Origin of the sequence: Pseudaminobacter soli (ex Li et al. 2025) (assembly GCF_003012705.1) — a bacterium.
GTDB classification, from domain to species: domain Bacteria; phylum Pseudomonadota; class Alphaproteobacteria; order Rhizobiales; family Rhizobiaceae; genus Pseudaminobacter; species Pseudaminobacter soli.
This window is the reverse complement of sequence record NZ_PXYL01000036.1, coordinates 1-23,571: the sequence shown is the minus strand read 5'-3', so window position 1 is coordinate 23,571 and position 23,571 is coordinate 1. Positions and strand designations below refer to the sequence as shown.

The following is a 23,571-nucleotide window of genomic DNA, read 5'->3' as shown; positions in this document are numbered from 1 at the left end:
TCGCGGCCCGCCTTCACTCTAGCTCCAGGGGCCATCCGAGGTCGCTCACGCGGCTCGCTTGATTTCGTCAACCAGGGCTTCTCAGAAGCGAACTTCCTCGCCGCCAGCGGCGCACCGCCCTCGTTGTTGAGGCGTATATAGGCCCCACCCCCTCAAACTGTCAACGCCAATTTGCACCCCGTTTGAACTTTTTACGACACAAACCACCAAACCCCCGCAGATCCCTGCGGAAGCTCGAGCGCCGCGCCTCCCGGATTCCAGACCCGCCCCTGATCCCGCACCCAGCGGACACCCAAAGAAGGCCAAACAGGCCCGGAATCAGGCCCCAAACCCCGACTCGCCACCCTCCCCGCGCGGGATTCTTTGCAATCCATCGGACGCGACCGGCGCCGAAACGGCGGAAAGCACGCCAGGAACGCGGAGCACGCCTTCGGCCTGCTTCTTTATAGCGACGCCGATTCCCGCAGAATCGCCGAACAAAGCCCATTCGGTTCTGGAGCCCCGACCGATTCTGCACTGCCAGCTACTCGACGGCCCGCCCCGCTCGACTCACAACCCGTGCGAGTCGGGATCGCCGGCTATCCGAGAAACCAACGATTCGGACACCCAAACAAAAAGGGGACCGCATCGCGGTCCCCTTTCCAAAAGAGTCTTTCAGGCTTGAGCGCCGTTGCAGCTACCCGGCTCAGCCTCTCACCTGAGCCGCAGCCGCATCGAGCGAAACCTTGAGCGCATCGACGAGAGTGTCGACCTGCTCTTTGGTGATGATCAGCGGCGGGCAGAAGGCCAGCGCGTCTCCCATGTTGCGGGAAATGACGCCGTTCTGCTGCAGCAAACCATTGGCGAGGCCGCCCAACGCGCCGGGCTGCCCCCAGGGGGCCTTCGTCGCCTTATCGGCCACCAACTCGACCGCCGCGATGAGCCCGATGCCTCGCACCTCGCCGACGAGTTCGTGCGAAGCGAGCTCGCGCAGACGCTTCTGCATATGGGCGCCCACCTCGCGCGCATTCGACACGAGGTCGCGCTCTTCGATGATGTTCAGGTTCTCCAGCGCGACCGCCGCCGCCACAGGATGGCCGCCGCCGGTGAACCCGTGACCGAACGTGCCGATTCGATTGCTTTCGTCAGCCAGTGGCTCGAACACGCGATCATTGATCAACAGGGCCGAGATCGGCAGGTAGGACGACGAGATCTGCTTGGACATCACCATGATGTCCGGCTTCATGCCGAAAGTCTGCGAACCGAACATCTCGCCGGTGCGGCCGAAGCCGCAGATCACCTCGTCGGCGACCAGCAGGATGCCGTACTTATTAAGTACGGCCTGGATCTTCTCCCAGTAGCCGGCCGGAGGCACGACGACACCGCCGGCACCCATCACCGGCTCGCCGAAGAAGGCGGCGATCGTTTCAGGCCCCTCGGCCAGGATCATCTGCTCAAGCTCGTTCGCCAAGCGGGTCGAGAACTGCTCCTCGCTTTCACCCGGCAGCGCTTCACGCCAATAGTGCGGGCTCGACGTGTGCAGCACATTGGCGATCGGCAGATCGAACGAAATCTGATTGTTCGGCAGGCCAGTGAGGCTCGCGGACGCAATCGTCACGCCATGATAGCCGCGCTTGCGGCTGATGATCTTCTTGCGCTGCGGCTGGCCGAGCGCGTTCGAGCGGTACCAGATCATCTTCATGGCCGTGTCGTTGGCCTCGGATCCGGAATTGGTGAAGAACGCCTTGCTCATCGGCACCGGCGCCATCTTCACCAGCTTCTCAGCCAGATCGATCAGCGGTGAATGCCCCTTGTGGCCGAAGTTATGGTAGAAGGGCAGCTTCGACATCTGGCGCATCGCGGCATCGACCAGACGCTGCTCGGAAAAGCCTACGCCCACGCTCCAAAGGCCGGCCATCGCCTCTATGTAACGCTTGCCGTTGCTGTCCTCGACATAGATGCCCTCGCCCTTCTCGATGATCATCGGGCCGGTTTCCTGATGCTTGCGCGCATTGGTGTAGGCATGGAGGTGATAGAGGATATCGCGGGCTTCGGGCGAATTGGGCTGAGCGTCCATGATGACTTCCTGTGTTAGCGCGCGCTGCTCGCGCGACATGTGCTCGCTTGCTGCGGCGACCCGTTTGTCCCCGAGGGCATCGCGACGGATCGCCCTTGCAGATCAAGCAAATTTGCTGTTTGATGCATCATGTATTTTATAGTTTGGGGTGTCAAGGCGAGCTGCCGAGACACAGACCCCGCGGGATGCTCCGGGCCATGAGTGGACAGTTCACCTTCCAGACGCTTGAGCACGAAAACCTCGGCAACACGGTTTACGGCCAGATCTCGGAGGCGCTGATCAAAGGCCGTTTCGCCCCCGATGCGCGCCTGACCATCCGTGATCTGGCACAGTCCCTGGGCACCAGCGTGACACCGGTGCGGGACGCGATCCTTCGGCTGATCCAGGATGAGGCCTTGGTCCAGAAATCGGCGCGCGATGTGCGCGTGCCGGTACTGACCATCGGGCGCTACCGCGAGATCCGACAGATACGGTTGAAGCTGGAGGGGCTGGCGGCGCGCGAAAGCGCGCTGAAGGCGACGCCCGGCGACATCGCCCGCCTGCGCGAGCTGATCGAACGCAACGAACAGGCGATCCAGGACGAAAACTGGCTCGAGGCACTGGAGCTCAACCAGACTTTTCATTTCGCGCTTGCCGAAATCGCCAATATGACGGTGCTGCGCGGCATCCTCTACCGCCTCTGGCTGCAGATGGGTCCACTGATTGCCGAATCCTACCAAGCCGGCGGGCGTGTGATGATCGACCACCACTATCCGGTCCTCCGCGCGATCGAGGCGCGCGACCAGGATGCGGCCGAGCGTGCAATCGCAGACGACATCGGCGAAGCTGGCAAGGTGATTCTGGAGCGCTTTGCGCTTCGCGAGCAGGGCATGATGGATCGGTGAACTGAGCATGGAAAAGGTCGACTGCATCGTCGCGGGCGCCGGCGTCATCGGCCTTGCGATCGCACGCGAGGCAACGCGGCGGGGCTGGGAGACCATCGTGGTCGAGGCAGCTGACGCGATCGGCACCGAGACGAGTTCGCGCAATTCCGAGGTCATCCACGCCGGCATCTATTACCCGACTGGCAGCCTCAAGGCGAAGCTATGCGTTGAAGGACGCAAGAAGCTCTACGCCTTTGCCGAGGAGCGTGGCGTCCCCTATCGCCGCTGCGGCAAACTCATCGCCGCTACGCGCAGCGACCAGGAACAGACGCTGGTAGCCATCATAGATAAGGCACGCGCCTGCGGCGTTGACGACCTTGTGATGCTGAGCGCGGCCCAAGCCCAGGCGCTGGAGCCCGCATTGCACTGCACGGCGGCGGTTCTGTCGCCCTCGACCGGCATCATCGACAGCCACGGCCTGATGATCGCGCTGCTGGGCGAGGCGGAGGAAAGGGGCTGCTTCGTCTCCTTCAACACCCGCATCGTTGCGGGACGAGTCGAGCCCGACGGCGTGGTGCTGCAGACGCGCGACAGCGCAAACGGAGCGGAATTCGAGATCGCCGCAACGCGCTTCTTCAACGCGGCCGGGCTCTCGGCCAACATGGTGGCCGGGGCGCTTGCCGGACTGGATCCAAAATTCGCGCCTCCGCTCCATTATGCACGCGGCAACTATTTCTCCGTCGCCGGCAAGCCAGCCTTTTCGCGGTTGATCTATCCGATCCCCGAACCCGGCGGACTTGGCGTGCACCTGACGCTCGATCTCAATGGCGGCATGCGCTTTGGACCCGACGTCGAGTGGATCGATCACATCGATTATCGGGTGAACCCACGCCGGGCCGACCATTTTTATGGCGAGATCCGCAAATACTGGCCGGACCTGCCCGACGACAGCCTGCACCCGACCTATAGCGGCATACGCCCCAAGCTGGCCGGCCCCGGCGAGGCCAACGCCGATTTCGTCATCCAGGGACCGGCGGTCCACGGCATCGACAATCTCGTCAACCTGTTCGGCATCGAGAGCCCGGGCCTGACCTCGAGCCTTGCGATTGCCGATCTCGCGGTAAGGCTGATCGACGGCGAACGCGCCTAGATACCTCCGCTGACCGTTCCGCAGTCAGTTCCCGCCGCTCGAGGTATCGGGCGTGAGGAAGCCCGCAGTTTCGCCGCCGTCGACGCTCAGCACCACGCCATTGATAAAAGTCGACGCAGGCGAAAGCAGCCAGAACACCGCTTCTGCCACGTCTTCCGGCGTGCCGAGCCGCCCGACCGGGATACGGCTTTCCAGCATTTCCCGCCGCCCGGGAATCTGCAGCGTCCTGGCCATCATGCGCGTGGCGATCTGACCGGGGCAGATCGCGTTGAAACGGACTTCCGTGCCGAACTCCAGCGCAAGTGCATAGGTCAGGCCGATCAACGCGGATTTGGAGGCTGTATAAAGAGAAAGCCCCTCTTCGCCGACCAGCCCGGCGATTGACGACATCATGACCACCGCACCCTTGGCCGCCCGCAGGCCTTCGAGCGCATGGCGCGTGAACAGGAAGGCCGAGCCGGTGTTCACCGTCATCACCCGGTTCCAGTCCTCGAAGGTTGCCTGGTCGAAAGGCAAGCGGGCGCTCATGCCTGCATTGTTGACGAGACCGGCAATGCGCCCGTCGCCAAGTTCGAGCGCCTTTGCCACCGCCTCCTTGCAATCCGCCTCGACCGAGGCGTCGCCAGCCACAAATACCGCCTGCGGAATTTCCGCCACCAGGGCATCGGCCGCGTCACGGTCCCGGCCGGTGAACACCACCCGGCTGCCGTCGGCGGCAAGGCGCCTGACACAGGACGCGCCGATTCCATGCGTGCCGCCGGTGACCAGGAAGACGCGGGATGCGGACACTTCGTTCATGCTACGCTCGTCGTGTAGTCGATCTCGGTGCACAGCCAACCTTCGCCGTGCCGCTGCCAGTAGATCTCGTTGAGACGGCTGGTCAGCGCGCCGGGCTTGCCGTTGCCATAGATGCGGCCGTCAAGCACGGTCACAGGCATGATGCCGCCGGCGGTGCTGGTGATGAATATCTCGTCGGCCGCCCGCAGTTCGTCGCCGCTTACGGGGCGCACCTCGCAGCCAATGCCAAGCTCCTGCGCCAGTTCGATCACGGTGCGGCGGGTCATGCCCTCGAACATGCCGCTCTCCGGCGTGGCGAGAACCCCGTTGCGAACCGCAAAGACGTTGAAGCCGGCACCCTCGGTGACGTTGCCGTCGCGATCGACCAGCACGGCAGCGACCGCATCGCGGTCATAGGCTTCGAAGATGCCCATCGTCAGGTCGAGCCAGTGGAAATTCTTGATGCGCGGATCGATGGCTTCGGGCGGGATGCGCTGCACCGAGCTCACCACCATGCTAAGGCCATCCCGACGCTGCTCCTCATTGGCGATCCAGACGAAAGGCTGGGCGAAGGCATAGAAGCGGTTTTGGCATAGGCGCGGGTCGCGCGTGCCGCGCGGAGGAATGCCGCGCGTACAGGTCATCTGCACATAAGCATCGCGCAGGCCGCTGCGACGGACGCACTCGATGAGAATCTCCGCCATCTCCTCCGAGCTATATGGCAGGCTCATGCGAAGACCACGCATGGAGGCCTGGAAGCGCTCGATGTGATCTTTCAGCCGGAAGAAGCGGCCGTTCCAGACATGGACGACGTCATAGGTCGCATCCGAACGGACAAAGCCACGATCGGTGATCGGCACGCTTGCCTGCGCGAGCGGCATGTAGACACCTTCGACGAAGGCTATCCCGTCCGCCGGATTGTACTGCGTCTCAGTCATGATGGTTCGTCCTGCGTGGGTTTTCGAACTTTGCGGCCCCGGCAAATGCCGGCACCGCCCGGAGACTAGGCATAAGCCCAAGATGGAAACTGCTAGGGGGACGGCATGCCAGTGAAGTTGACAGCTGGCAACACGCCAGCCGTCCGCCACGTGCTGGCCACGGCACCCGAAGGCAAGCCGCGTCAGAGCGCCGATCGGATCCATTCGGAGAACTTGGCAATGACGGCCGGGCGCGGATGGTCGGGGGGCTGAACCAGGTAGAAGCCGTAGCCCGGCAAGGGAAGCTCGTGCGCCTTGACCAGCGCGCCGCTGGCAAGCTCGCGCGCCAGCACCACGTCGCTACAGATGGCGATGCCCTGGCCGGCAAGAATCGCTTCGATTGCGTGCGTCTCCTCGCGAAAACTCAAATCCCAGACATTGGCTGTTTCCGATAGCCCGGCGCCCATCGCGCGAGCCTCCGCCCACCAGCGGCGCCAGGTCGGCGTTTCGGAATCGCTTTTCAGCCAGTCGAAATGAATGAGAGGGTGCTGGCGCAAATCTCCGGGCCGCATAATAGGCCGGCCGGCGCCCAACAAAGCCGGGCTGCACATCGGAAAGAAGCGGTCGCGGAACATCTCCTGCGCGCCGCTGTCGGCAGCGACGGTTCGCGTGTAGCGGATCGCCACATCGGCCTCGCCGGTGCGCAGGTCGAGCAGTCTGTCCGTCCCGATCACCTCCAACGGAATGTCGGGATACGCCTTTCGCCATTGCGGCAGCCTCGGCACCAGCCAGCGGCTTGCGAAGGCATTCGTCGTTGTGACCCGCAGGGACCGCGCTTCAGCCGTGGAGGAAATCGTCTCCAACATGGCGGAGAAGGCATCGAAGCCGTTGCGCAGTACCGGAAACAGGTCCTGTCCCGCGGGCGTGAGCCGCAGCGGACGCGGCCGTCGGCGAAACAGCTGCTGCCCGCAACATTCCTCCAGAGATCGAATCTGATGGCTTATCGCCGTCGAAGTCACGCCAAGTTCAGCCGCCGCCTTCTGAAAGCTCAGATGCCGGGCGGCCGCCTCGAATGCGCGCAATGAAGACAGGGGCGGAAGTCTTCTCATGCGATGAGCCTAGATGAATTCAGTTCACCCAGCACCTGAAAACTTGGATTTTGCGCCCATCCGGTTTCCAGTGTGAAATGGCCGGTGCCACGCGAAAGCCGCGGTACTAGCCGGAGGACTGGCCCATGCACTCCCTGACAGCCGAAGTCTCGAGCGACGTGCTTTATGGCGGCGAGGATTTCGAGCGCCTGCAACGAAACTTCAGCGGCGAAATCGTGCTGCCCAGTTCATTGGCCTACGACAAGGCGCGCTCTGTGTGGAACGGCGTTGTCGACCGCCGTCCCGCCATCATCGCCTACTGCACAGAAGCCAATGATGTGATTGCAGCTATTGCCTTCGCCCAAGCAAGCAGGTTGCCGCTTGCAGTGCGAAGCGGAGGCCACAATGTAGCCGGCGCCTCGGTCTGTGATGGCGGGCTAGTGATAGACCTGTCGCGCATGAAGGCGGTCGATGTCGACGTCGAACGCCGCGTCGTGCGCGCCGAAGCCGGCCTGTCACTCGCCGAGTTCGACGCGGCCACACAGGCCCGTGGCCTCGCGACGACAATGGGGGTGAACGGCGATACCGGCATTGCCGGTCTGACGCTGGGCGGCGGCTTCGGCAAGCTCGGGCGCCGGTTCGGCCTTGCCTGCGACAACCTGCTGGCAGCCGAGATCGTGACGGCCGACGGCCGGCTGCTGCGGTCAAGCGAAACCGAGAATGCCGACCTGTTTTGGGGCCTTCGCGGCGGCGGCGGTAATTTCGGCGTGGTCACCGCCTTTGAATACAAGCTTCATCCGGTCGGGCCGAACGTGCTGGCCGGTTCCTTCGTCTTCGATGAGGCCGACGCCCACGACGCCATGCGCTTCTATCATGAGTTCTCCCGCAACGCCCCCGACGAGCTGAGCCTCGATGCGGCCATGGCCACCGCTGCCCCGGGCAAGCGCGTGTTCAGCATCTCGGCCTGCCACAGTGGCCCGTTTGTCGAGGGCGAGCGCGTGCTGGCGCCGCTCAGGGCCTATGGCAAGCCGCTTGAGAGCCGGCTCGGCGCCGTGCCTTATCTTCAGATCCAGTCCGCGGGCGACAGCATCTTTCCGCGCGGGAAACGCTATTACTGGAAGGCGCAGTTCCTGCGCGAAATCAGCGACGCTGCGATCGACGCCCTGATAGAGGCTTATACCACGGCCCCCTCGCCTTCGGCTCTTGCGGTGCTGCAGCAGGTTGGCGGCGCCATTGCCCGCGTGCCGGCTGCGGCCACGGCCTATGGCGGCCGGGATGCAGCCTATGATTGCTTCCCTATCGCAATCTGGGACGATCCGGCCGATGACGAAGCCAATCTGGCCTGGGGAAGAGCCTTTTGGGCTGCCATGAGGCCATTTTCGACCGGCGCTGTCTATGTGAACAATCTGGGCGACGAAGGGGAGGACCGCGTACAGGCCGCCTATGGCGCCAACTATTCGAGGCTGGTGGCGCTGAAGAACAAATACGACCCGACCAACCTTTTCCGCATGAACCAGAACATCAGGCCGAGCCTGTGATTGTCTGACGCATTGCCTGATGAGTGGAAGGGCCGGCGCCAGCCGGCCCTTCCGGATGCAGCGCGCAGCCTACGCGGTCAACGAGCGCACGCGCATCTTGATGTGTTTGGACTCGCGGAATGCCTCGATGCCTTCCGGACCCAATTCGCGGCCCATGCCACTCATCTTCCAGCCGCCAAACGGCGCCTGTAGCTCGGTCGTGTCATTGACGTTCACGCCAATCGCACCCGCCTCGATCCTGTCGGCCAAGGCCCAGGCGCGTTCCAGATCGCGCGAATAGACATAAGCCGCCAGGCCATAAGGAAGTGCATTGGCGACCCGCAGCGCTTCCGCGTCGTCCGCTACCTGGCGGATGGCGGCGAGCGGTCCAAAAGTTTCTTCGGTCAGCGCAAGCGCATTGTCCGGTGCATTGTCGACCAAAGCAGGCTCGTAGAAGAAGCCCTTGGCATATTCCTCGCCGGACGGGATCTTTCCACCGACGAGCAGCTTGCCGCCCTTGGCGACCGCGTCCTCGACATGGTCCGTCACACGCTTGCGCACGCCCTCATGGAGCATCGGGCCATAGAGCACGCCCGGCAGGCTGCCATTGCCAAGCTTGATCTTCTGCGTTTCGGCCACCAGCGCCTCGACGAACTCCTTAAGGATACCCTTCGAGACGAGGATGCGATTCACCGCGATGCAGATCTGGCCCATGTTGGAGAAGGAGCGACGTGCCGCAGCAGCGGCGGCCTCGACCGGATCGGCGTCGTCCAGCACCACGAACGGGCTCTGGCCGCCAAGTTCCAGCGACAACCGCTTCAGATTGCTGGCGGCAGCCCGCATGATGGACTGGCCGGCCGGAACCGAGGCGGTGGCCGTGATCATGCGAATGTCGGGGTGCTCGGCAAGTGCGGCACCCACCTCCGGCCCAGTGCCGGGGATGTCGTTGACCACGCCTTCGGGCACCCCGGCCTCGATGAAGCACTGGACCACCATGCCGATCGCCAGCGGCGTCTCGTGCGGCGGCTTGGCCACCAGCGTGCAGCCTGCCGCCAGCACCGGAGCGATCTTCCAGCAATAGAGATCGACCGGATAGTTCCACGGCACGATGGCGCCGACGACGCCGACTGGCGCGGTCGTCACCATGCTCTTGATGTCGGAGCGCGACGAGGGACGGAGCGAGCCGCCGAGACGGCGGCCCTCCTCGGCATAGTAGCGGATCACCTCGATGCCGAAGGCAATCTCCTTGCGCGAATCCGGCACCGGCTTGCCCTGCTCGCGCGTCAGCATCGCGGCGATTGCGTCGATGCGTTCGCTGACCAGATCGGCCGCGCGGTGCAGGATCTTTGCCCGCTGATCGGCATGGGTGGCAGACCAGCCCGGCAGGGCGCGGCTTGCGGCAACGACCGCCAGATCGACGTCTGCACGCGTCGCCAAGGCGCTGGAGCCGACCAGTTCGCCGGTTGCCGGATCGCGGATTTCGAGGCGGTCGCCATTGCTGGCTTCGCGCCAGGTGCCGCCGATGAAAAGACCTCTCTCCATGATGCTCACCGCGACTTCAGCCTGCGCCACAGTTCCTCATAGTTGAGGTCGTTCTGCTTGTTGGCTTCTGCCTTGCTGGTCGTGTTGGGGTTCACCATCACGAACGGCTTGATGCCCTGCTGAACCAGCTTCTCCGCCGTCGTCGCCACGATCGCATGCGCAATCGCGATGGTGACGCTGGTCGAGTTGGCGCCGACCGGATGCTCCAGCCCATCGATCTTCAGTGCGGCGTCGGCCTTCGGAATGCCGGTATCGATGACGACGTCGGCGACCTCGAACAGGCGCTTGCCCGACGAGTGGCGCGAGGGCGTCACGCTGGAATGCGGCAGCGAGGTAACGCCGATCACCTTCAAACCGCGCTCCTTGCATTCGAGCGCGATGTCCAGGATCACCGCATTGATGCCGGAGTGCGAGAACAGCACCATCGTGTCCTGCGGGTCGATCTGGTGCGAGTTCAGGATCGCCTTGCCGTAGCCTTCGACGGCATGGATGAAGCGGTACTGCCGCGCGCCCATGTCGCCCAGCACGCGGTGGAAAGAGATCATCGTGCTTTCCACGATCGGGCGGAAGCCGGCGATCGTGCCGGTGCGCGGGAAGCTCTCAAGTGCCGGCAGTGCGCCGTGGCCGGTGCCGAAGGTGAAGACCAGCTTGTCGGCGGCAATGCTCTTGGCGCACAGCTCGGCGGCCTGATCGATTGCGGCGGCCTGCGTGGTGCGGACCTTTTCGAGCCGCTCGGCCAGGTTGTTGAAATAACGGTCGACCATCGACGTCATTGCGTCACCTCATTCTTCTTCGTTGCAAATTCCGCGATCGAATCCAGCGCGACGTCGAACAGTTCGCGCTCGGCGACGCTCATCGCCGCGTCATCGATCTTTTCCTGTGTGAAGGCATCGACGGTGGCGATGCAGAGCGTGGAGGCACCTGCGCCGAGCACGCGCGCGGCCACCAGCAGCGCCGAGGTTTCCATATCGGTGCCGATCAGGCCGAGGCGCTGGATGTCCTGCTTCAGCTTGTCGATCATCGCCCGGCGTTCGCCCGAAAGGCCGAACATTTCCGTATAGAAGCCGTCATAGGTGCCGTAGACGCCAGCATGCCATTTGCGCCCCGAAGTGGCGAGCCGCTGGCGCAAGCCGGCATTGAGGTCGAAATCGGCCATCGCCGGGAAACCGAGCGGCGCGTAGGTGTTTGAAGTGCCTTCGGCGCGTAGCGCGCCGTCAGCCAGCACGAAATCGCCCAACTTTGCCGGCGGCACCGCCATCGCGGTGCCGATGCGCAGGAAGCTGCGCACGCCGAGCGCGAAGAGTTCATGCATGACGATCGTGGCGATCGGCGCGCCCATGCCGAAGGCGCTTACGGTGATGCGCTGTCCATTGCGCGTGCCGGTGACCGTGCGCAGACCACGGTTTTCCGGCAGGAATTCGACATCCGTCATATGTTCCGCGATGCGGTCGATACGAGCCGGATCGCCGACGAGGATAGCACCGCTGCCGACCTGATCGCGTTTTGCGCCGATGTACCAGGCGGTATTGGTCTTTTCGTCTTGCTTGCTCATTCTCTCAATGCACTTTCATTTTCGGAAGTCTGTCGCGCCAGAAGCAGGCGACGCGCCGCGGCGTGACCGGAGCGCACGATGGCTTCGGGGTCGGTCTCGCCCTGGGCGAGTGCTGCCAGCACACCGCCGGCAAAGCTGTCGCCGGCCCCGGTGGGATCGGTGACGGAAATCGGTTCGGCCGAAACCTCTACGGACTGACCATCGCGGGTGATGGTCGCGCCCTGCCGGCCCCGCGTTTCGATGAGGATGCGACCCGACCGCGCCGTTCCAGCCTTATCAAGCGCCGCCTGAACGAAGGCACTCTCGGCATGGCTGAAGCAGATGAGATCAGCGCGCGCGGCAAAGCGTGCGGCCTGCGTCGCCGACATGGCACGCGGATCATGCTTGACTATCCAGGCAAGGCGCGTGGCATCGCCGATAGCGTCGAGCACCGCGTCGTTGACGGCCGAGGGACCTATAGTGACGCAGACCCAATCGGCGTTAGCGATCAGTTCCTTTTGCGTGGGCGACAGCTTCAGCCCCGTCGGCATGCCAGGATCGTAAAGGCAGATGCAGCCGCCATCCGGCTCATAGGCAAGCACCGAGACAGGTGTGCGCGCGCCTGCGACTGCCTCCAGTCCTTCATGCGAGACGTTTTTGGACGAGAGCTGGTCCCGATAGGTCTGGCCGGCCGCATCGTCGCCAATCCAGCTCACCGGCACGGCGTTCTCTATGCCCGCCGCTGTCAGCGCCATCGCCACGAAGGCAGGTCCGCCACCAAGGCGCGGCCAACCATCCTGGGGCCGCTGCAATATGGTCGTCGTCAGCCCGGCCTGCGGCGAGCCGTCAAGGATCGCCACATGGTCGAGGCTGGCATAGCCGGTGATCGCAATCGTAGTCATGCGAGCATTCCAAGCGCGTCCTCGAGCGGCACAACGCGACCCATATAGCGGTCGATGTCCTCGAGCGAGGCTTCGGCCAGATGCGGCCGGTTGGAGTTCGTCGCCTCGCGCGGCACCACCGGTTCGAAGCCGCTGGCGAAGGCATCCTGCGCGGTGGCGCGGATACAGACATTGGTCTTGACGCCGGCGATGACGACGCGCGTCACCTTCTGCTCGTGCAGGAAGAGCGCCAGATCGGTGGCAAAGAAGGCACTGAACCGGCGCTTGAAAATGATCGTTTCGTTCGGACCCTCAGGACAATAGTCCTCGAAGAAGGCGGCGTCGTGCGCGTCTTCCAGGTGGTGAACCGGCAGCTTGCGCCATTCGAAGTCGTGGAATTCCGGCCGGTGCTTTTCCACCGCATGCACGACGATGGCTCCCGACCCGCGGGCGGTCTTGAGCAGCGCTCGCATCGGCTCCAACACGCTTTCCACTCCGGCATAGTAGTTGGGCTGGCCGGGTTCGAAGAACGAGTTAATGACATCCACCAAGATGAGCGCGGTCTTTTCTTTTTCGACCATGTCAGGCTCCTTTGTTCCGCGCGCGTTTGACTGTGATGGCGACCAGCGTGAGGATCACGATGACCATGACGTAAGGCAGGGTCTGGACCAGTTCCGCCGGCAGGCCCCTGCCCTGTAGCCGGATCTGGATCGCGTCGAAGAGGCCGAACAGCAGGGCGCCGAGTGCGGTGGCCCATGGCCGGTTGCGACCGAAATAGAAGGCGGCGAGCGCGAGGAAGCCGCGGCCGGCGGTGATGCCTTCATTGAAGATGCCGACCACACCGATGCAGAGATAGGCGCCGGCCAGTCCCGCCATCATGCCGGCGAAGACGGTGGAGGCATCGCGCAGGCTAAGCGGATTGAGGCCAAGCGCCCGCGCCGCGTGCGGTGCTGCACCTGCTGCGCGCAGGCGTAAGCCCAGCCGGGTGCGCGCCAGGAACCACGCCGACACGGGCACCAGCAGCCAGGCCGCCCAGGTGAGCGGGTCGTGGTCCGACAGGATCGCGCCCAGCACGGGAATGTTGGCCACCACCGGAATATGGATGCGCGGCAGCATCGCCACATCGGCCAAGCTGAGCGTGCCCGAAGTGCCGTACCAGCTTTTCAGGAAGAAGCGCACCAGCCCGGCAACCGCGATGTTAAAGCCGAGGCCGACGATGATCTCGTTGGCCGCCAGCCGGGTGACGGTGAGCGACATCAGCAGGCCGAGAAAGCCGCCGACGAATGCGGCGGCAAGCAGCGCTGCGGGCCAGCTTCCGGTCAGCGAAGCAACCATCAGCCCAGCGAGCGCGCCCGCCAGCATCATCGAATCGAGGCCGATATTGACGATCCCCGCGATACGATTGACTAGGCCGCCAAGCGCGGCAAGCAGGATCGGCGTCGTCATGACGAACGCCGCATGGATGATGTTGTCGATCATTTGCCGCCCCGCCGGTTTTTCAGGAGCCAGCTGAAACGGGCGACGGCGAAGATCATCACCGTGCCCTGCAGGATGTTGACGATCTCGATCGGCACGTCACTGAAGAGCTGGATGGTCGCGCCCGACGTGGCCAGCGCGCCGAACAGGAGTGCCGCAAGGAAGATGCCTATTGCAGATCCTCGCCCGAGCAGCGCCACAGCTATGCCGGTAAAGCCGTAGCCCGGCGAGAAGCCGACGACGAAACGGTTGACCGTACCCAGCGCCTGGATGCCTCCGGCAAGGCCGCCGATGGCGCCCGAAAGCAGCATCATCTTCACGATCAGCATCGGCACATTGATGCCCGAGGCGATGGCAAAGCGCGGATTGAGACCGGCAAGCCGGGTTTCAAGGCCAAGCGCGGTGCCGCGCCCCCACAGCCAGTAGAGCACCAGCAGCGCCACCGCGATGAGGAAGCCGGCATTCAGCGTTGAAGGCGGCATGAGCTTCGGCAGGCGCGCCGCCTCGACCACCATCGGCGTCGCCGAATTGGCCGAGCCGGGTGCCAGCAGCGGGCCGTTGACGAGCCAGGCCGTGAAGCTGACGGCAATGAAGTTGAGCATCAGCGTCGTCACCACTTCGTCAACGTCCAGGCGCGCCTTGAGCACAGCCGGTACCAGCATCCACAGCGTGCCCGCGACCACGGCAGCCCCCAGCGCCAGCGGTAGCAGCAGCGCAGCGGGAAGATCGACATAGGTGAAGCCAACGAAGGCGGCGGCCAGTCCACCGACGAGCAAGGAGCCCTCGACGCCGACATTGAAGACGCCGGTGCGGAAGGCAACCGCCGTCGCAAGGCCGGTGAGGATCAGCGGCGTGGAAGCAGCAACCGTGGCTGCAACACGCTTCGTGCCGCCGAAGGACTCTTTCAGCAGCAGCCAATAGACCTCGAGCGGGTTGTGGCCGGCGATGCCGAGCACGACGGCGGCCACGATCAACGCAAGAACCAGTGGCGCGATGGCCAGCGCTATGTCTCGCCAGCCGATGCCCGGAGCCGCGCGAGCGGAAGAAGCAACAGCGCTCATGCGGGGATCTCCTGGCGGGTTTCGCCCAGCATCATGCGCCCAAGCTCCTCGACTTTCGCCGAGCCACGCGCCACCTCGCCAGTGACGCGACCGTCATAAAGAACGACTATGCGGTCCGAGAGCGCGATGAGTTCTTCCAGCTCTTCCGAGATCACCAACACCGCGCCGCCCGCCTCGCGATAGTCGAGCAGGCACTGGTGGATGAAGGCAATGCCGCGAATGTCGACGCCGCGCGTCGGCTGGCAGGCGAGAAGCAACTTCGGCCCGCCATCAAGCTCGCGGGCCATGGCGACCTTTTGCTGGTTGCCGCCCGACAGGCTGGCAATCGGCAGCGCCGACGAGGTGCGCTTGACGGAGAAGCGGTCGAGCAGCGTTTCGACATGGCGCTTGATGGCGCCCTTCTGCAGGATGCCGCCTTTGCTGAGCTCAGGCGAGCGATGCCGGCCGGCAATGAGGTTTTCCGAGATCGGCGCGGTGAGGCAAAGCCCTTCCACCGCGCGGTCAGGACTGAGATAGCTCAGGCCAAGTTCGCGCCGGTCGCGAAGGTCGAGCTTCGTCACGTCCTTGCCGTCGAGCACGATCCGACCGCGCTCGATGTGGCCAAGGCCGGTCACGGCGGCGATAATCTCATCCTGGCCGTTGCCGGCTACACCGGCGATGCCGACGATCTCACCGGCGCGGACATCGAGGTCGAGTTCCTTGAGGCGCAGGCTGCGCCGCGCATCAAGCGCCGCCAGCTCGCGGATCTCGAGCACCGGCCGTCCCACGCTGCTCGGTCGGGCGCTGGGCTTACTGAGAATTTCGCCGATCATCATTTCGGCAAGTGCAGCCTTGGTCGTGTCGGCAGTCGTCATGGTGCCGATGACCTGGCCGGCGCGGATGACGGTGATCTCGTCCGCCAGCGCCATCACCTCGTCCAGCTTGTGGCTGATGAAGAGGATGGTGCGGCCCTCGGCGCGCAGCTTGCGCAGTAGCACGATGAGTTCCTGCACCTGCGCCGGCGCCAGCACGGCCGTCGGCTCGTCCAGAATGAGGACATCCGCGCCGCGATAGAGCAGGCGCAGGATCTCGACGATCTGGCGCACATGCACCGGCGCGTCGTCCACCGGCGTGTCCCAGTCGAGCGTCACGCCGGCTTCGCGCTCCAGCTTGCGCGCCGCTTCCAGTGCAGCCTTGCGGTCGATGCGGCCAAGCCCTTCGGTCGGCTCATGCGCCAGCACGAGATTTTCCAGAAGCGTCAGCCCCGGCACCAGCATGAATTCCTGATGCACCATGCCGATGCCGCGCGAGAAGGCATCGGCAGGCCCGAGGAACACGGTCGGCACGCCGTCGACGACGACCATGCCCTCGTCGGGGCGGTCCATACCCTGCAAAATGCGCATCAGTGTGGACTTGCCCGCCCCGTTGCCGCCGACGATGGCGTGGATGGTCCCCCGCATCGCCCTGAAGGTGATGCGGTCGTTGGCGACGAGCTCGCCGAACCGCCGGGTAACGCCCTGCGCACCCAGACGGATCGACGCGTCCGGCAAAGTTTCAGCCGTTGACATGGACTGCTCTTGAAAAACTGCGAGCGCTTATTTCATGAAGTCCGGGTAGCCTTGGTCGACCACGTTCCAGACCTTCACCTTGCCCGACAGGATGTCCTGCTTGGCCGTCTCGACCTTCTCGAGGATGGGAGCCGGGATGAGTTCCTTGGTGTACTTCATCTCAGACAAGCCGACGCCGTTCTCCTTGAGGCCGAGCGAAATGGTCTGGCCGCCCGGAAACTTGTCGGCGGCATAGTCCTTCATTACCTTCTCGACGGCGATGTCGGTGTGCTTGACCATGCTGGTCAGTACGTTGCCTGGGGCGATGCCGTCCTGGTCGGTGTCGACGCCGATCGCGTACACTCCGGCTTCCTTGGCGGCCTGGATGACGCCCATGCCGGTGCCGCCGGCCACGTGATAAATCACGTCTGCCCCTTCCTCGATCATGGCCTTGGCCATCTGCAGGCCAACCGCCGGATCACCAAAGGTGTTCGAATAGGCAACCTTCACCATGACATCCGGGTTGGCCGCCTTGGCGCCCTGAATGAAGCCGGCGATGAACTTGTCGATACCTGCTGACTTTGTGCCACCGATCACGCCGATGACCGGCTTGGGGTTAATGCCCTTGATGGAGGTGTCGGTCGTCACCAGCGCCGCGAGCGTGCCGGCGAGGTAGGAGCCTTCCTGCTCCTGGAACAGAACGGAGGCAATGTTGGCCCCCTCGCGCACCTGGTTCAGGATCACATATTTCGTGTCGGGATAGTCCTTGGCGACTTCCAGCATCGGCTCGCCATGGGCATATTCGAGATCGACGATCAGGCCGAAATCGGCATCCGAAGCACGGCGCAGAATCTCGGTCGCCTGCGAAACCACTTCCTTGGACTCGACCGGCTTGCCCTCGATGCCGGTGTCCTTCAGCGCACGCTCAAAGCCGGTATAGGCGAGGTCGTTGTAGGACTGGTCGCCAAGCCCACCCTGCGAAACGATCAGGGCAACCGGCTTATCCTCGGCGTAGGCGTTAGCCGTGCCAAGGACCGAGGCGAGGACCATCGTGGCCGCGAGCGCCATCGAAGTGGTTTTCATGATGTGTCTCCGTGTTGGATCCGTTGTTTCGTTGCTGGCGTACCAACGTGGCCTCGTAGGAATAGCGGCGCGCGTCATAGATGGCGTCGACGGCATCAAGCAGCGTGCCGTCGGAGGCAAAGGAATGGCGGGTGACGGCGACGACGACAGCGTCGTTGCCAAGGGTCAGCAGCTTGCGATCTTCCGGCGCCGCCGCGCGAGCGACCAGGCGCTCGGTTGCGCTGTGAACCGAAAAGCCGTGCTCCTCGAAAAAGCGATAGAGCGAAAAGGACGGCAGCGAGGCAACCTCGCGCGTCAGGCCGGTCAGGCGCGCAAGCTCGGCCGAGATCACCGAACGGTGGCGCGCCACAGCCTTGCCATCGACAAGGCGCAGACGGTCAAGATGGATGAGCGCTGCATTTTCGGGATACGGCAGGTCGGGCCGCCAGGTCGCTTCCTCGAACGCCAAAAGCTGATGGGTTGCCATATGGCCGGCTGCCTCGACGGCTTCAGTGAAGCTCAGCAGATATCCCGGCTGGCGGCGCAGCGGGGCGGCCGCGACGAAAGAGCCGCTGCCTTGGCGGCGCGTGATGAGCCCTTCATCGACGAGCTGCTCCACGGCCTTGGCGACGGTGAACCGACTGACGCCCCAGTCGCGGGCAAGCTGCGGCTCGCTCGGAATCCGGGCGCCCTCGCCCAGCGCGGCGATATCCTCGCGCAGACGGTCCGCGATCTGCAGATAGAGCGGTCCTTCGCGATCGCGCACACCGGCAGCCATCAGTCTCCTCCAACTTGTCCAGTCAACTGTACAGCTTGCTTTTTGGAAAACAAGCCGGGTTCGATCGTTTGCCGCAGAAATTTTTCTGGCTAACTCGCCGCGGCCGAAATCTACCGCAAAAACAAGCAAGCCGCGCGTTGCCGCGCGGCTTGTCGAGAACCACTATCATTTTGATTTTCTTGGTCTTCTGCTCAGAAGCGCCCGGCCCGCAACAGCAGACCAGTGGCAACCAATCAGGCTCAGAGCGGCGCCATCAAGCCGTCGTCGGCAGGAAGATCTTGCCGGGATTGAGGATGTTGCGCGGGTCGAGCGCCGCCTTGATTGCGGCCATCGTCTGGCACTTGGCTGGGCTGTTGAAGCTGGCAAAGGCTTCGCGTTTCTCCAGGCCGATGCCGTGCTCGGCCGAAAATGCGCCACCCATTTCGGTCAGTCCCGGATAGAGAATCGCCTCCATCGCCTCATGCGGGAGGTCGTCATTGAGCCCGACCATTACGTGGAGATTGCCGTCCGCGAGGTGGCCGAAGATATAGACACCAACCTGATCGGCCAGTTGCTTCAGCTTCGGCTCGACGGCGCGCGCATAGTCGCCGAGATTGGCAAGCGGCACCGAAACGTCGAACGAATGGATGTTCGGCCACACGCGGAACAGCACGTCGGCATCCTCGCGCAGGATCCAGAAGAAATCGCGTTGGCTGCTGTTCTGGGCCAGCACCGCCTCAGAAACCAGGCCCTGCTCAAACAGTGCTTCGAGATGGGCCATAAAGCGGTCCTGGCCGTCGCCGTCGGGCGTCTCCTCGGTTTCGGCCAGGAGTAGAAAGGCGCCCTCGCCGATGCCGACAGCCTCAAGCGACTGCCCGTGCTGGACCGCGATCGTTTCGGCATATTCGCGCCAGAGTATCTCGACCGCCCGCAGCCGATCGCCGAAACGGTCGCGCAGATTCTGCGCGACGGCCAGCGTGTCCTCGATGGTCGGGAAGGCAAAGAGAGCAGTGGCCGCAACCTGGCGCAGCGGCTCGAGCCGGATCGCAAGGCGGGTGATAATGCCAAGCGTGCCCTCTGACCCGGCGATCAGGTCGGTCAGGCCATAGCCCGTATTGTTCTTCAAGACGCGGGCAAGGTCGCTGACCAGCACACCGTCGGCGCGAACGAATTCGCAGCCCAGCAGGCGGTCGCGCATGGTGCCGAAGCGAAAGGCTTCGATGCCGCCGGCATTGGTGGCGGCAAGTCCGCCGACCGTTGCGCTGCCGCGCGACGGCAGGTCGATGCCGGGGCTGAGGCCATGTTCCGCTGCCGCCTGCTGCAGGGCTTCGAGCGTCATGCCAGCATCCACAATGGCAACGCGGCCGACCGGATCGATCTCGATGCCCGTGTTCAGCTTGCGGGTGCTGAGGACAATGCCGCCAGGTGCCGACGCCGTGCCACCGACCAGACCAGTGCGGCCGCCATGGGTGACCACCGGAATGCGCTGCTCATGGCAGAGCGCGAGCAGTATGCAGAGCTCGTCGACCGAGCGCGGCGAGACGGCGATGCCGGCCGCGAAATTGTCGGCGTGGTAGCCCGGATCCCAGTCGCGAAGCCTGTCCTCCCGCATCACCGGTCCGGCAATGGCTTCTATCTGCGACAGCACATCCTCTTCGAGTGGAGCCGATGCGGTGGGTTGGGGCTGGGTCATGATGCATCTCCGGCAAGCTGGCCCCCCAAATGCTCGATCTCGACAAGGGTAGCAAGCCTCCGCTACCACCTTTATAGCAGACAGGTCGGATCCAATAAGGGTCGACAGGTATCCTTTGATTTGTGTGTACGGCTCGCCGCGTGCGCGCGGTGATATCACTACTGCAGCGACCAAATCCCTGAATGGCCCAACAATCTCTGGGTCCGGCATATCACCGGCCGCCAAGATGGCTGCCATGCTTTCAATATTTTCTCGAAAGCGCGTCAGGCCTGCGGATGCAGCTCGATGACATTCGTATCGTCGCCAGCCATCGCAAGCTCGCCCTCAATGCGAGCCTTTTCATCTCAGAGAGATTGGAGCAAGGGCGCGGCTTCTTCGTCAGAAATCAGGTCGCGGCTCATCTTCTCGATCAGCTTGCCCCGGCGCGCTAGCACCTCTGCCAGCGCCTTTTCCAAAGCCGTCCTGTTACGACGCAGCTCGGACTTGATGCGTCGTCGCTCTTCACGGTAGGCGCGAACATATTCGTCAATGATCCTGGTGTCGGCAAACTGATATCGAAGAACATCGATCACACGCTCCTCGATGCGCTCGACGTAGTACCTTGCACCGTTCGTACAGCTTCCAGATTCCCCGTAAGTGCTGCATTGGATGCGGGGGCCGCTTCGATCACGTCCGATCATTGCCATCCCTCCCCCGCATGCACCACAGCGGAGTAGGCCGGAAAGAACACGGCGCGCGCGCGGAGCCCTCCGTCCACGGTCTCCGCTAGTCTGCTCTTTCCTGGCTTGCACACGATCGAATAATGCCGCTTCGACAATGCTCAAATGCGGCGCATCAGCGATCTTCCACTCGCTTTCAGGATTTGGCCTAGAGACGCGCCTACCGGGATGCTGGCGAGGATGCGCGATTTTGGTTGCTTGTTGTGGATCAGCACGATGAAGATCACTCCGATGAATTCGATGATATTGTGCGGGCCATCCATCGCGCAGATTTCGCCACCATATGGAAAGGTGGGGTTATCGCATCTACCCCGGCCGCTATCTCGGAAAAACTAGACTACGCCAACCGTGATCCCGAGTACTGGACACAGGAACGAAAGCGCCGCCTGCAAAAAGAACGTGAGGCACGATTGGCGGCTATTCGAGCTGAAGAAGCAACAAAGCCGTAGGATTGGCTCCCCTCTAGCCCGCGCGCGATTGTTGCTTTGGGGATATCTGACGCGCAAGCTGATTTGCACGTCGCCGGAGCGCGAATTCCTCTATCTTGATGAGATCGAGCGAGAAACGACCTGCAAGGCGCGCGGCTGCCGTGGTGCTGTGCGGCCAGCAATGGTTCGCAATGGCGACACCAACGCGTTCGTCGGTGGGTTTGCCTAGCATCCGAAGTTGCCATGAGCGGCCAGGGAAGCCCATGCAACACGCATGCACCGCATCTCACACTGTCGACATCATATGGTCACGAAATGACCCGGTGCCTGGCAGCCTCTCGACTCATTGTCGGAGTGAGGTAGTCGGCTGGCGGGGGCCAACTGGGAAAGGGATACCCATGCGCAAAGCAATCATGCTGGCAGCGAGCATCACCTTCATCAGCGTCTTGGCGGCGAACGCACAAGAAACACCGGCACCACAGCCGCCGAAGCAGGCACCGGTAGCTACCGAGGCACCAAAGATTCAGCGCATCAATGTTGTCGATGTCAGCGAATTGCCCCAGGCGGCACAGAAACAGGTCGAACAAGTTGCGGCACAGGCCGGCGAAGCCAATCTCCAGCAACTGCGCACTAGCATTGATGCCACCCCGGAGGCGAAAGCTGCGCTCGACGCAAAAGGGGCGACATCTGCACAAGTGGTCGGCACAACCATGGACACGGATGGAACGCTGACGCTGATCACGAAGAAAAATACCTAATTCGGTTCTCTACGGCCCCGGTTTCTGCCGGGGCCTTTCTTTCCGGCACGGGTTTGAAGTTATCGATCGGCTTACTGGCCATTTAGCTGGCAGCTCGAATCCAAGCGAACCGGTGCACCGCCAACGAAGCCATCGCCGCGGCCCAAGGAGAACGTCAAGGATCTCGCCGGCATCCTGCGCAAGAGCCTTGAGGTGGAAGGGCTTGCACCGCGGAAGGGCAAGAAGAAGAGGCTAAGATCGTCGCCATAACTTCGGTAATCTCTCCATCATATGGCGCGATACTTCACCTAGATTTTCAGCCCGGCCGGGTGCAACGACGGGCCCAAATGAGCGATTTAGCCACCCACCGTTGCAGGAGAAGAAGCAAAAGACCGCAAAGCTGGGGCAAACAGATAGCTCAATCCCTTGGCCGCGGTGGCAGTGATATGATTCCCATCCGTGTAGAGGGGAACGCCGTTGCGGGCGGCATAGCACCGATCGCTGCCGCAAAAGGCGGGCATCGGATCGATAATCACGGCACCGTATTTGGTAGCGAACTGTTCTAGCATCGCACGGGGCAGAGCTTGGCGCTTGTCGATATAGGCGCGCGGTGGCGCAATATCCGTGGAAGCTCCGACCGCGATTGCCTTGGCAAGTGCTTCAGGTACGTTGCGCCCCATTTCGGGCACATCCATGACCAAGACAACCTTGGTTCCCATCCGCTTGAGTTCCAACAGCGTCCGATCCAGAGCCTCTGAAATCGGACCTGAATGATCATCGAGAGGCGGCGGCACCGAGGCATCGAAGTACACCCCTTCATTCGGAAGTTCGGCGGCATGAACGTATTTGGGCCAGTAGGCCGGCAGGATGACGAGCGAGATACGGCGGGATTTGATCAGGTCGAGCGCAGCTGCATTGAACTCGCGGCATCGTTCCTTATTCCTAACGTCGGGCAACTGCACATCGAGCAGAGGAGGGCACCCGGCTTCTCCTGCAAGCAACCCTGTTAGGCCAGCATGCCCCGCAGCAACATTGATCGCCGGCGACATCGCGGCGGCATGAGAGTCCCCCCATACCAGGAAGCTCGGATTTTGACCCTCGATGCCAAGCTGGCAGAGGTTCCCCGCAGCGATGTCGGCTGTCGACGGGCCATTGCCATCAGAGTTTTTGAAGCATCCTTCGTCGCGATAGCGGCTTTTATCGTAGGTAGCGTCGTAGGCCAGCCGCGCCGCTGGCGAAAGCCGGCTCGGGAGGCCCTTTTCGGACGCAACAAAGATGCCAAACGCGGCGAACGTGGCCACGGCACCAGCGGCTGCAACGAAAAGCGGCTTTCGCGGAACCCGGCTCGAAGGTCCGCGAAACGGCCTTTCGATGAAGCGCCACGAACACCAGGCCACAACAATCGACGCGGCTACAATCGTCCAGCCGTTGGTGGTCGTAAGGGGTACTCCGCTCAGATGACGCGCGAACACAATGATCGGCCAGTGCCATAGATAGAGGGAATAGGAAATCAGGCCGATGAATACAAAGGGCCGGGCACGCAACACCGAACTTATCGGACCTTCAGTCGCTCGCGCGTGAATGATCAGTGCTGCGCCCAGGCATGGCACCAGAGCTGCAAGACCAGGGAAGGCCATGCCATCGTTAAACGTCGCAACAGACACGCCGATCAGCACGACGCCGGTTCCGGCCATGGCTTCCCGCGCGAGCCTTTGGGTCGGGCGCGGTATCAGGCTTAGGGCGAGGACGGCACCGAGCAGCAATTCCCATGCCCTGTATTGCGCAAGATA

Annotated in this window: 22 protein-coding genes; 5 read left to right on the top strand and 17 right to left on the bottom strand. The window is 63.1% G+C overall.

Annotation, left to right across the window (positions count from 1 at the left end; genetic code table 11):
- Positions 1-685: 685 nt before the first annotated feature.
- Positions 686-2,056, bottom strand: coding sequence for an aspartate aminotransferase family protein (locus C7I85_RS29280; RefSeq protein WP_106727523.1), 1,371 nt, complete (start codon positions 2,054-2,056; stop codon positions 686-688).
- 197 nt (positions 2,057-2,253) lie between these two features.
- Here C7I85_RS29280 and C7I85_RS29275 point away from each other — a divergent pair, with 197 nt between their 5' ends.
- Together C7I85_RS29275 and C7I85_RS29270 are read left to right on the top strand one after the other, a co-directional pair.
- Entirely contained in the window at positions 2,254-2,940 is a 687-nt protein-coding gene (locus C7I85_RS29275) for a GntR family transcriptional regulator (protein WP_106727522.1), read from the top strand.
- 7 nt (positions 2,941-2,947) lie between these two features.
- Complete coding sequence (locus C7I85_RS29270) at positions 2,948-4,069, top strand: NAD(P)/FAD-dependent oxidoreductase (RefSeq protein WP_106727520.1); 1,122 nt, start codon at positions 2,948-2,950, stop codon at positions 4,067-4,069.
- A 24-nt stretch (positions 4,070-4,093) separates the two neighbouring features.
- On the opposite strand, the gene C7I85_RS29265 is transcribed toward C7I85_RS29270, so the two are convergent.
- From C7I85_RS29265 to C7I85_RS29255, 3 genes are all read right to left on the bottom strand, one after another.
- Positions 4,094-4,867: an SDR family NAD(P)-dependent oxidoreductase gene (locus tag C7I85_RS29265; RefSeq protein ID WP_106727519.1), complete on the bottom strand. Its 774-nt coding sequence runs from the start codon at positions 4,865-4,867 to the stop codon at positions 4,094-4,096.
- On the bottom strand, positions 4,864-5,784 hold the full coding sequence (locus C7I85_RS29260) for an aminotransferase class IV (protein ID WP_106727518.1): 921 nt from the start codon (positions 5,782-5,784) through the stop codon (positions 4,864-4,866). The genes C7I85_RS29265 and C7I85_RS29260 overlap by 4 nt, the downstream gene beginning before the upstream one ends.
- A 182-nt stretch (positions 5,785-5,966) precedes the next feature.
- Positions 5,967-6,845, bottom strand: coding sequence for a LysR substrate-binding domain-containing protein (locus C7I85_RS29255; protein ID WP_245445160.1), 879 nt, complete (start codon positions 6,843-6,845; stop codon positions 5,967-5,969).
- Positions 6,846-6,997: 152 nt separating this feature from the next.
- Between C7I85_RS29255 and C7I85_RS29250 the strand changes: the two genes are divergently transcribed.
- Positions 6,998-8,389 carry an FAD-binding oxidoreductase gene (locus C7I85_RS29250; protein ID WP_106727516.1) on the top strand — a complete coding sequence of 464 codons (1,392 nt, stop codon included), beginning with the start codon at positions 6,998-7,000 and terminating at the stop codon, positions 8,387-8,389.
- Between the two features lie 69 nt (positions 8,390-8,458).
- Here the strand turns inward: C7I85_RS29250 and C7I85_RS29245 are convergent, their stop codons facing one another.
- The 12 genes from C7I85_RS29245 to C7I85_RS29190 all read right to left on the bottom strand — a co-directional run bounded on the left by C7I85_RS29245 (position 8,459) and on the right by C7I85_RS29190 (position 20,688).
- On the bottom strand, positions 8,459-9,910 hold the full coding sequence (locus tag C7I85_RS29245) for an aldehyde dehydrogenase family protein (RefSeq protein ID WP_106727521.1): 1,452 nt from the start codon (positions 9,908-9,910) through the stop codon (positions 8,459-8,461).
- Between the two features lie 5 nt (positions 9,911-9,915).
- Positions 9,916-10,683 carry a sugar isomerase domain-containing protein gene (locus C7I85_RS29240; RefSeq protein ID WP_106727515.1) on the bottom strand — a complete coding sequence of 256 codons (768 nt, stop codon included), beginning with the start codon at positions 10,681-10,683 and terminating at the stop codon, positions 9,916-9,918.
- The gene (locus tag C7I85_RS29235; protein WP_106727514.1) at positions 10,680-11,462 is read right to left on the bottom strand and encodes a nucleoside phosphorylase; all 783 of its coding nucleotides are present in this window, start codon (positions 11,460-11,462) and stop codon (positions 10,680-10,682) included. The genes C7I85_RS29240 and C7I85_RS29235 overlap by 4 nt, the downstream gene beginning before the upstream one ends.
- Positions 11,459-12,343, bottom strand: coding sequence for a carbohydrate kinase family protein (locus C7I85_RS29230; RefSeq protein ID WP_106727513.1), 885 nt, complete (start codon positions 12,341-12,343; stop codon positions 11,459-11,461). Before C7I85_RS29230 ends, C7I85_RS29235 begins: the two co-directional genes overlap by 4 nt.
- A complete protein-coding gene (locus tag C7I85_RS29225; RefSeq protein ID WP_106727512.1) occupies positions 12,340-12,903 on the bottom strand; it encodes a cysteine hydrolase family protein in 564 nt (187 codons plus the stop codon). Before C7I85_RS29225 ends, C7I85_RS29230 begins: the two co-directional genes overlap by 4 nt.
- A 1-nt stretch (position 12,904) precedes the next feature.
- The gene (locus C7I85_RS29220) at positions 12,905-13,801 is read right to left on the bottom strand and encodes an ABC transporter permease (protein ID WP_106727511.1); all 897 of its coding nucleotides are present in this window, start codon (positions 13,799-13,801) and stop codon (positions 12,905-12,907) included.
- Entirely contained in the window at positions 13,798-14,859 is a 1,062-nt protein-coding gene (locus tag C7I85_RS29215) for an ABC transporter permease (RefSeq protein WP_106727510.1), read from the bottom strand. The genes C7I85_RS29220 and C7I85_RS29215 overlap by 4 nt, the downstream gene beginning before the upstream one ends.
- Positions 14,856-16,406, bottom strand: coding sequence for an ABC transporter ATP-binding protein (locus tag C7I85_RS29210; protein ID WP_106727509.1), 1,551 nt, complete (start codon positions 16,404-16,406; stop codon positions 14,856-14,858). The genes C7I85_RS29215 and C7I85_RS29210 overlap by 4 nt, the downstream gene beginning before the upstream one ends.
- Before the next feature lie 27 nt (positions 16,407-16,433).
- Positions 16,434-17,468: a BMP family lipoprotein gene (locus C7I85_RS29205; RefSeq protein WP_181257455.1), complete on the bottom strand. Its 1,035-nt coding sequence runs from the start codon at positions 17,466-17,468 to the stop codon at positions 16,434-16,436.
- The gene (locus C7I85_RS29200) at positions 17,404-18,225 is read right to left on the bottom strand and encodes a GntR family transcriptional regulator (RefSeq protein WP_106727507.1); all 822 of its coding nucleotides are present in this window, start codon (positions 18,223-18,225) and stop codon (positions 17,404-17,406) included. Before C7I85_RS29200 ends, C7I85_RS29205 begins: the two co-directional genes overlap by 65 nt.
- Before the next feature lie 253 nt (positions 18,226-18,478).
- Complete coding sequence (locus C7I85_RS29195) at positions 18,479-19,897, bottom strand: FAD-binding oxidoreductase (RefSeq protein ID WP_106727506.1); 1,419 nt, start codon at positions 19,895-19,897, stop codon at positions 18,479-18,481.
- A gap of 344 nt (positions 19,898-20,241) precedes the next feature.
- Positions 20,242-20,688: a zinc ribbon domain-containing protein gene (locus tag C7I85_RS29190; protein WP_428832928.1), complete on the bottom strand. Its 447-nt coding sequence runs from the start codon at positions 20,686-20,688 to the stop codon at positions 20,242-20,244.
- Positions 20,689-20,810: 122 nt separating this feature from the next.
- Here C7I85_RS29190 and C7I85_RS30780 point away from each other — a divergent pair, with 122 nt between their 5' ends.
- The gene (locus C7I85_RS30780) at positions 20,811-21,065 is read left to right on the top strand and encodes a hypothetical protein (RefSeq protein ID WP_146149005.1); all 255 of its coding nucleotides are present in this window, start codon (positions 20,811-20,813) and stop codon (positions 21,063-21,065) included.
- A gap of 377 nt (positions 21,066-21,442) precedes the next feature.
- On the top strand, positions 21,443-21,802 hold the full coding sequence (locus C7I85_RS29185) for a hypothetical protein (RefSeq protein WP_106727504.1): 360 nt from the start codon (positions 21,443-21,445) through the stop codon (positions 21,800-21,802).
- A 335-nt stretch (positions 21,803-22,137) separates the two neighbouring features.
- On the opposite strand, the gene C7I85_RS31285 is transcribed toward C7I85_RS29185, so the two are convergent.
- The coding region (locus tag C7I85_RS31285; protein ID WP_106727503.1) for an acyltransferase family protein at positions 22,138-23,571 on the bottom strand (1,434 nt) is incomplete at its 5' end.

Excerpts from the sequence above, each read along its gene's own strand:
- C7I85_RS29270 (WP_106727520.1), top strand. The coding sequence starts at position 2,948 with ATGGAAAAGGTCGACTGCATCGTCGCGGGCGCCGGCGTCATCGGCCTT.
- C7I85_RS29265 (WP_106727519.1), bottom strand. The coding sequence starts at position 4,867 with ATGAACGAAGTGTCCGCATCCCGCGTCTTCCTGGTCACCGGCGGCACG.
- C7I85_RS29215 (WP_106727510.1), bottom strand. The coding sequence starts at position 14,859 with ATGAGCGCTGTTGCTTCTTCCGCTCGCGCGGCTCCGGGCATCGGCTGG.
- C7I85_RS29210 (WP_106727509.1), bottom strand. The coding sequence starts at position 16,406 with ATGTCAACGGCTGAAACTTTGCCGGACGCGTCGATCCGTCTGGGTGCG.
- C7I85_RS29240 (WP_106727515.1), bottom strand. The coding sequence starts at position 10,683 with ATGACGTCGATGGTCGACCGTTATTTCAACAACCTGGCCGAGCGGCTC.
- C7I85_RS29230 (WP_106727513.1), bottom strand. The coding sequence starts at position 12,343 with ATGACTACGATTGCGATCACCGGCTATGCCAGCCTCGACCATGTGGCG.
- C7I85_RS29205 (WP_181257455.1), bottom strand. The coding sequence starts at position 17,468 with ATGAAAACCACTTCGATGGCGCTCGCGGCCACGATGGTCCTCGCCTCG.
- C7I85_RS29245 (WP_106727521.1), bottom strand. The coding sequence starts at position 9,910 with ATGGAGAGAGGTCTTTTCATCGGCGGCACCTGGCGCGAAGCCAGCAAT.
- C7I85_RS29250 (WP_106727516.1), top strand. The coding sequence starts at position 6,998 with ATGCACTCCCTGACAGCCGAAGTCTCGAGCGACGTGCTTTATGGCGGC.
- C7I85_RS29220 (WP_106727511.1), bottom strand. The coding sequence starts at position 13,801 with ATGATCGACAACATCATCCATGCGGCGTTCGTCATGACGACGCCGATC.
- C7I85_RS29200 (WP_106727507.1), bottom strand. The coding sequence starts at position 18,225 with ATGGCTGCCGGTGTGCGCGATCGCGAAGGACCGCTCTATCTGCAGATC.
- C7I85_RS29275 (WP_106727522.1), top strand. The coding sequence starts at position 2,254 with ATGAGTGGACAGTTCACCTTCCAGACGCTTGAGCACGAAAACCTCGGC.
- C7I85_RS29225 (WP_106727512.1), bottom strand. The coding sequence starts at position 12,903 with ATGGTCGAAAAAGAAAAGACCGCGCTCATCTTGGTGGATGTCATTAAC.
- C7I85_RS29195 (WP_106727506.1), bottom strand. The coding sequence starts at position 19,897 with ATGACCCAGCCCCAACCCACCGCATCGGCTCCACTCGAAGAGGATGTG.
- C7I85_RS29260 (WP_106727518.1), bottom strand. The coding sequence starts at position 5,784 with ATGACTGAGACGCAGTACAATCCGGCGGACGGGATAGCCTTCGTCGAA.
- C7I85_RS29235 (WP_106727514.1), bottom strand. The coding sequence starts at position 11,462 with ATGAGCAAGCAAGACGAAAAGACCAATACCGCCTGGTACATCGGCGCA.
- C7I85_RS29185 (WP_106727504.1), top strand. The coding sequence starts at position 21,443 with ATGCGCAAAGCAATCATGCTGGCAGCGAGCATCACCTTCATCAGCGTC.
- C7I85_RS29280 (WP_106727523.1), bottom strand. The coding sequence starts at position 2,056 with ATGGACGCTCAGCCCAATTCGCCCGAAGCCCGCGATATCCTCTATCAC.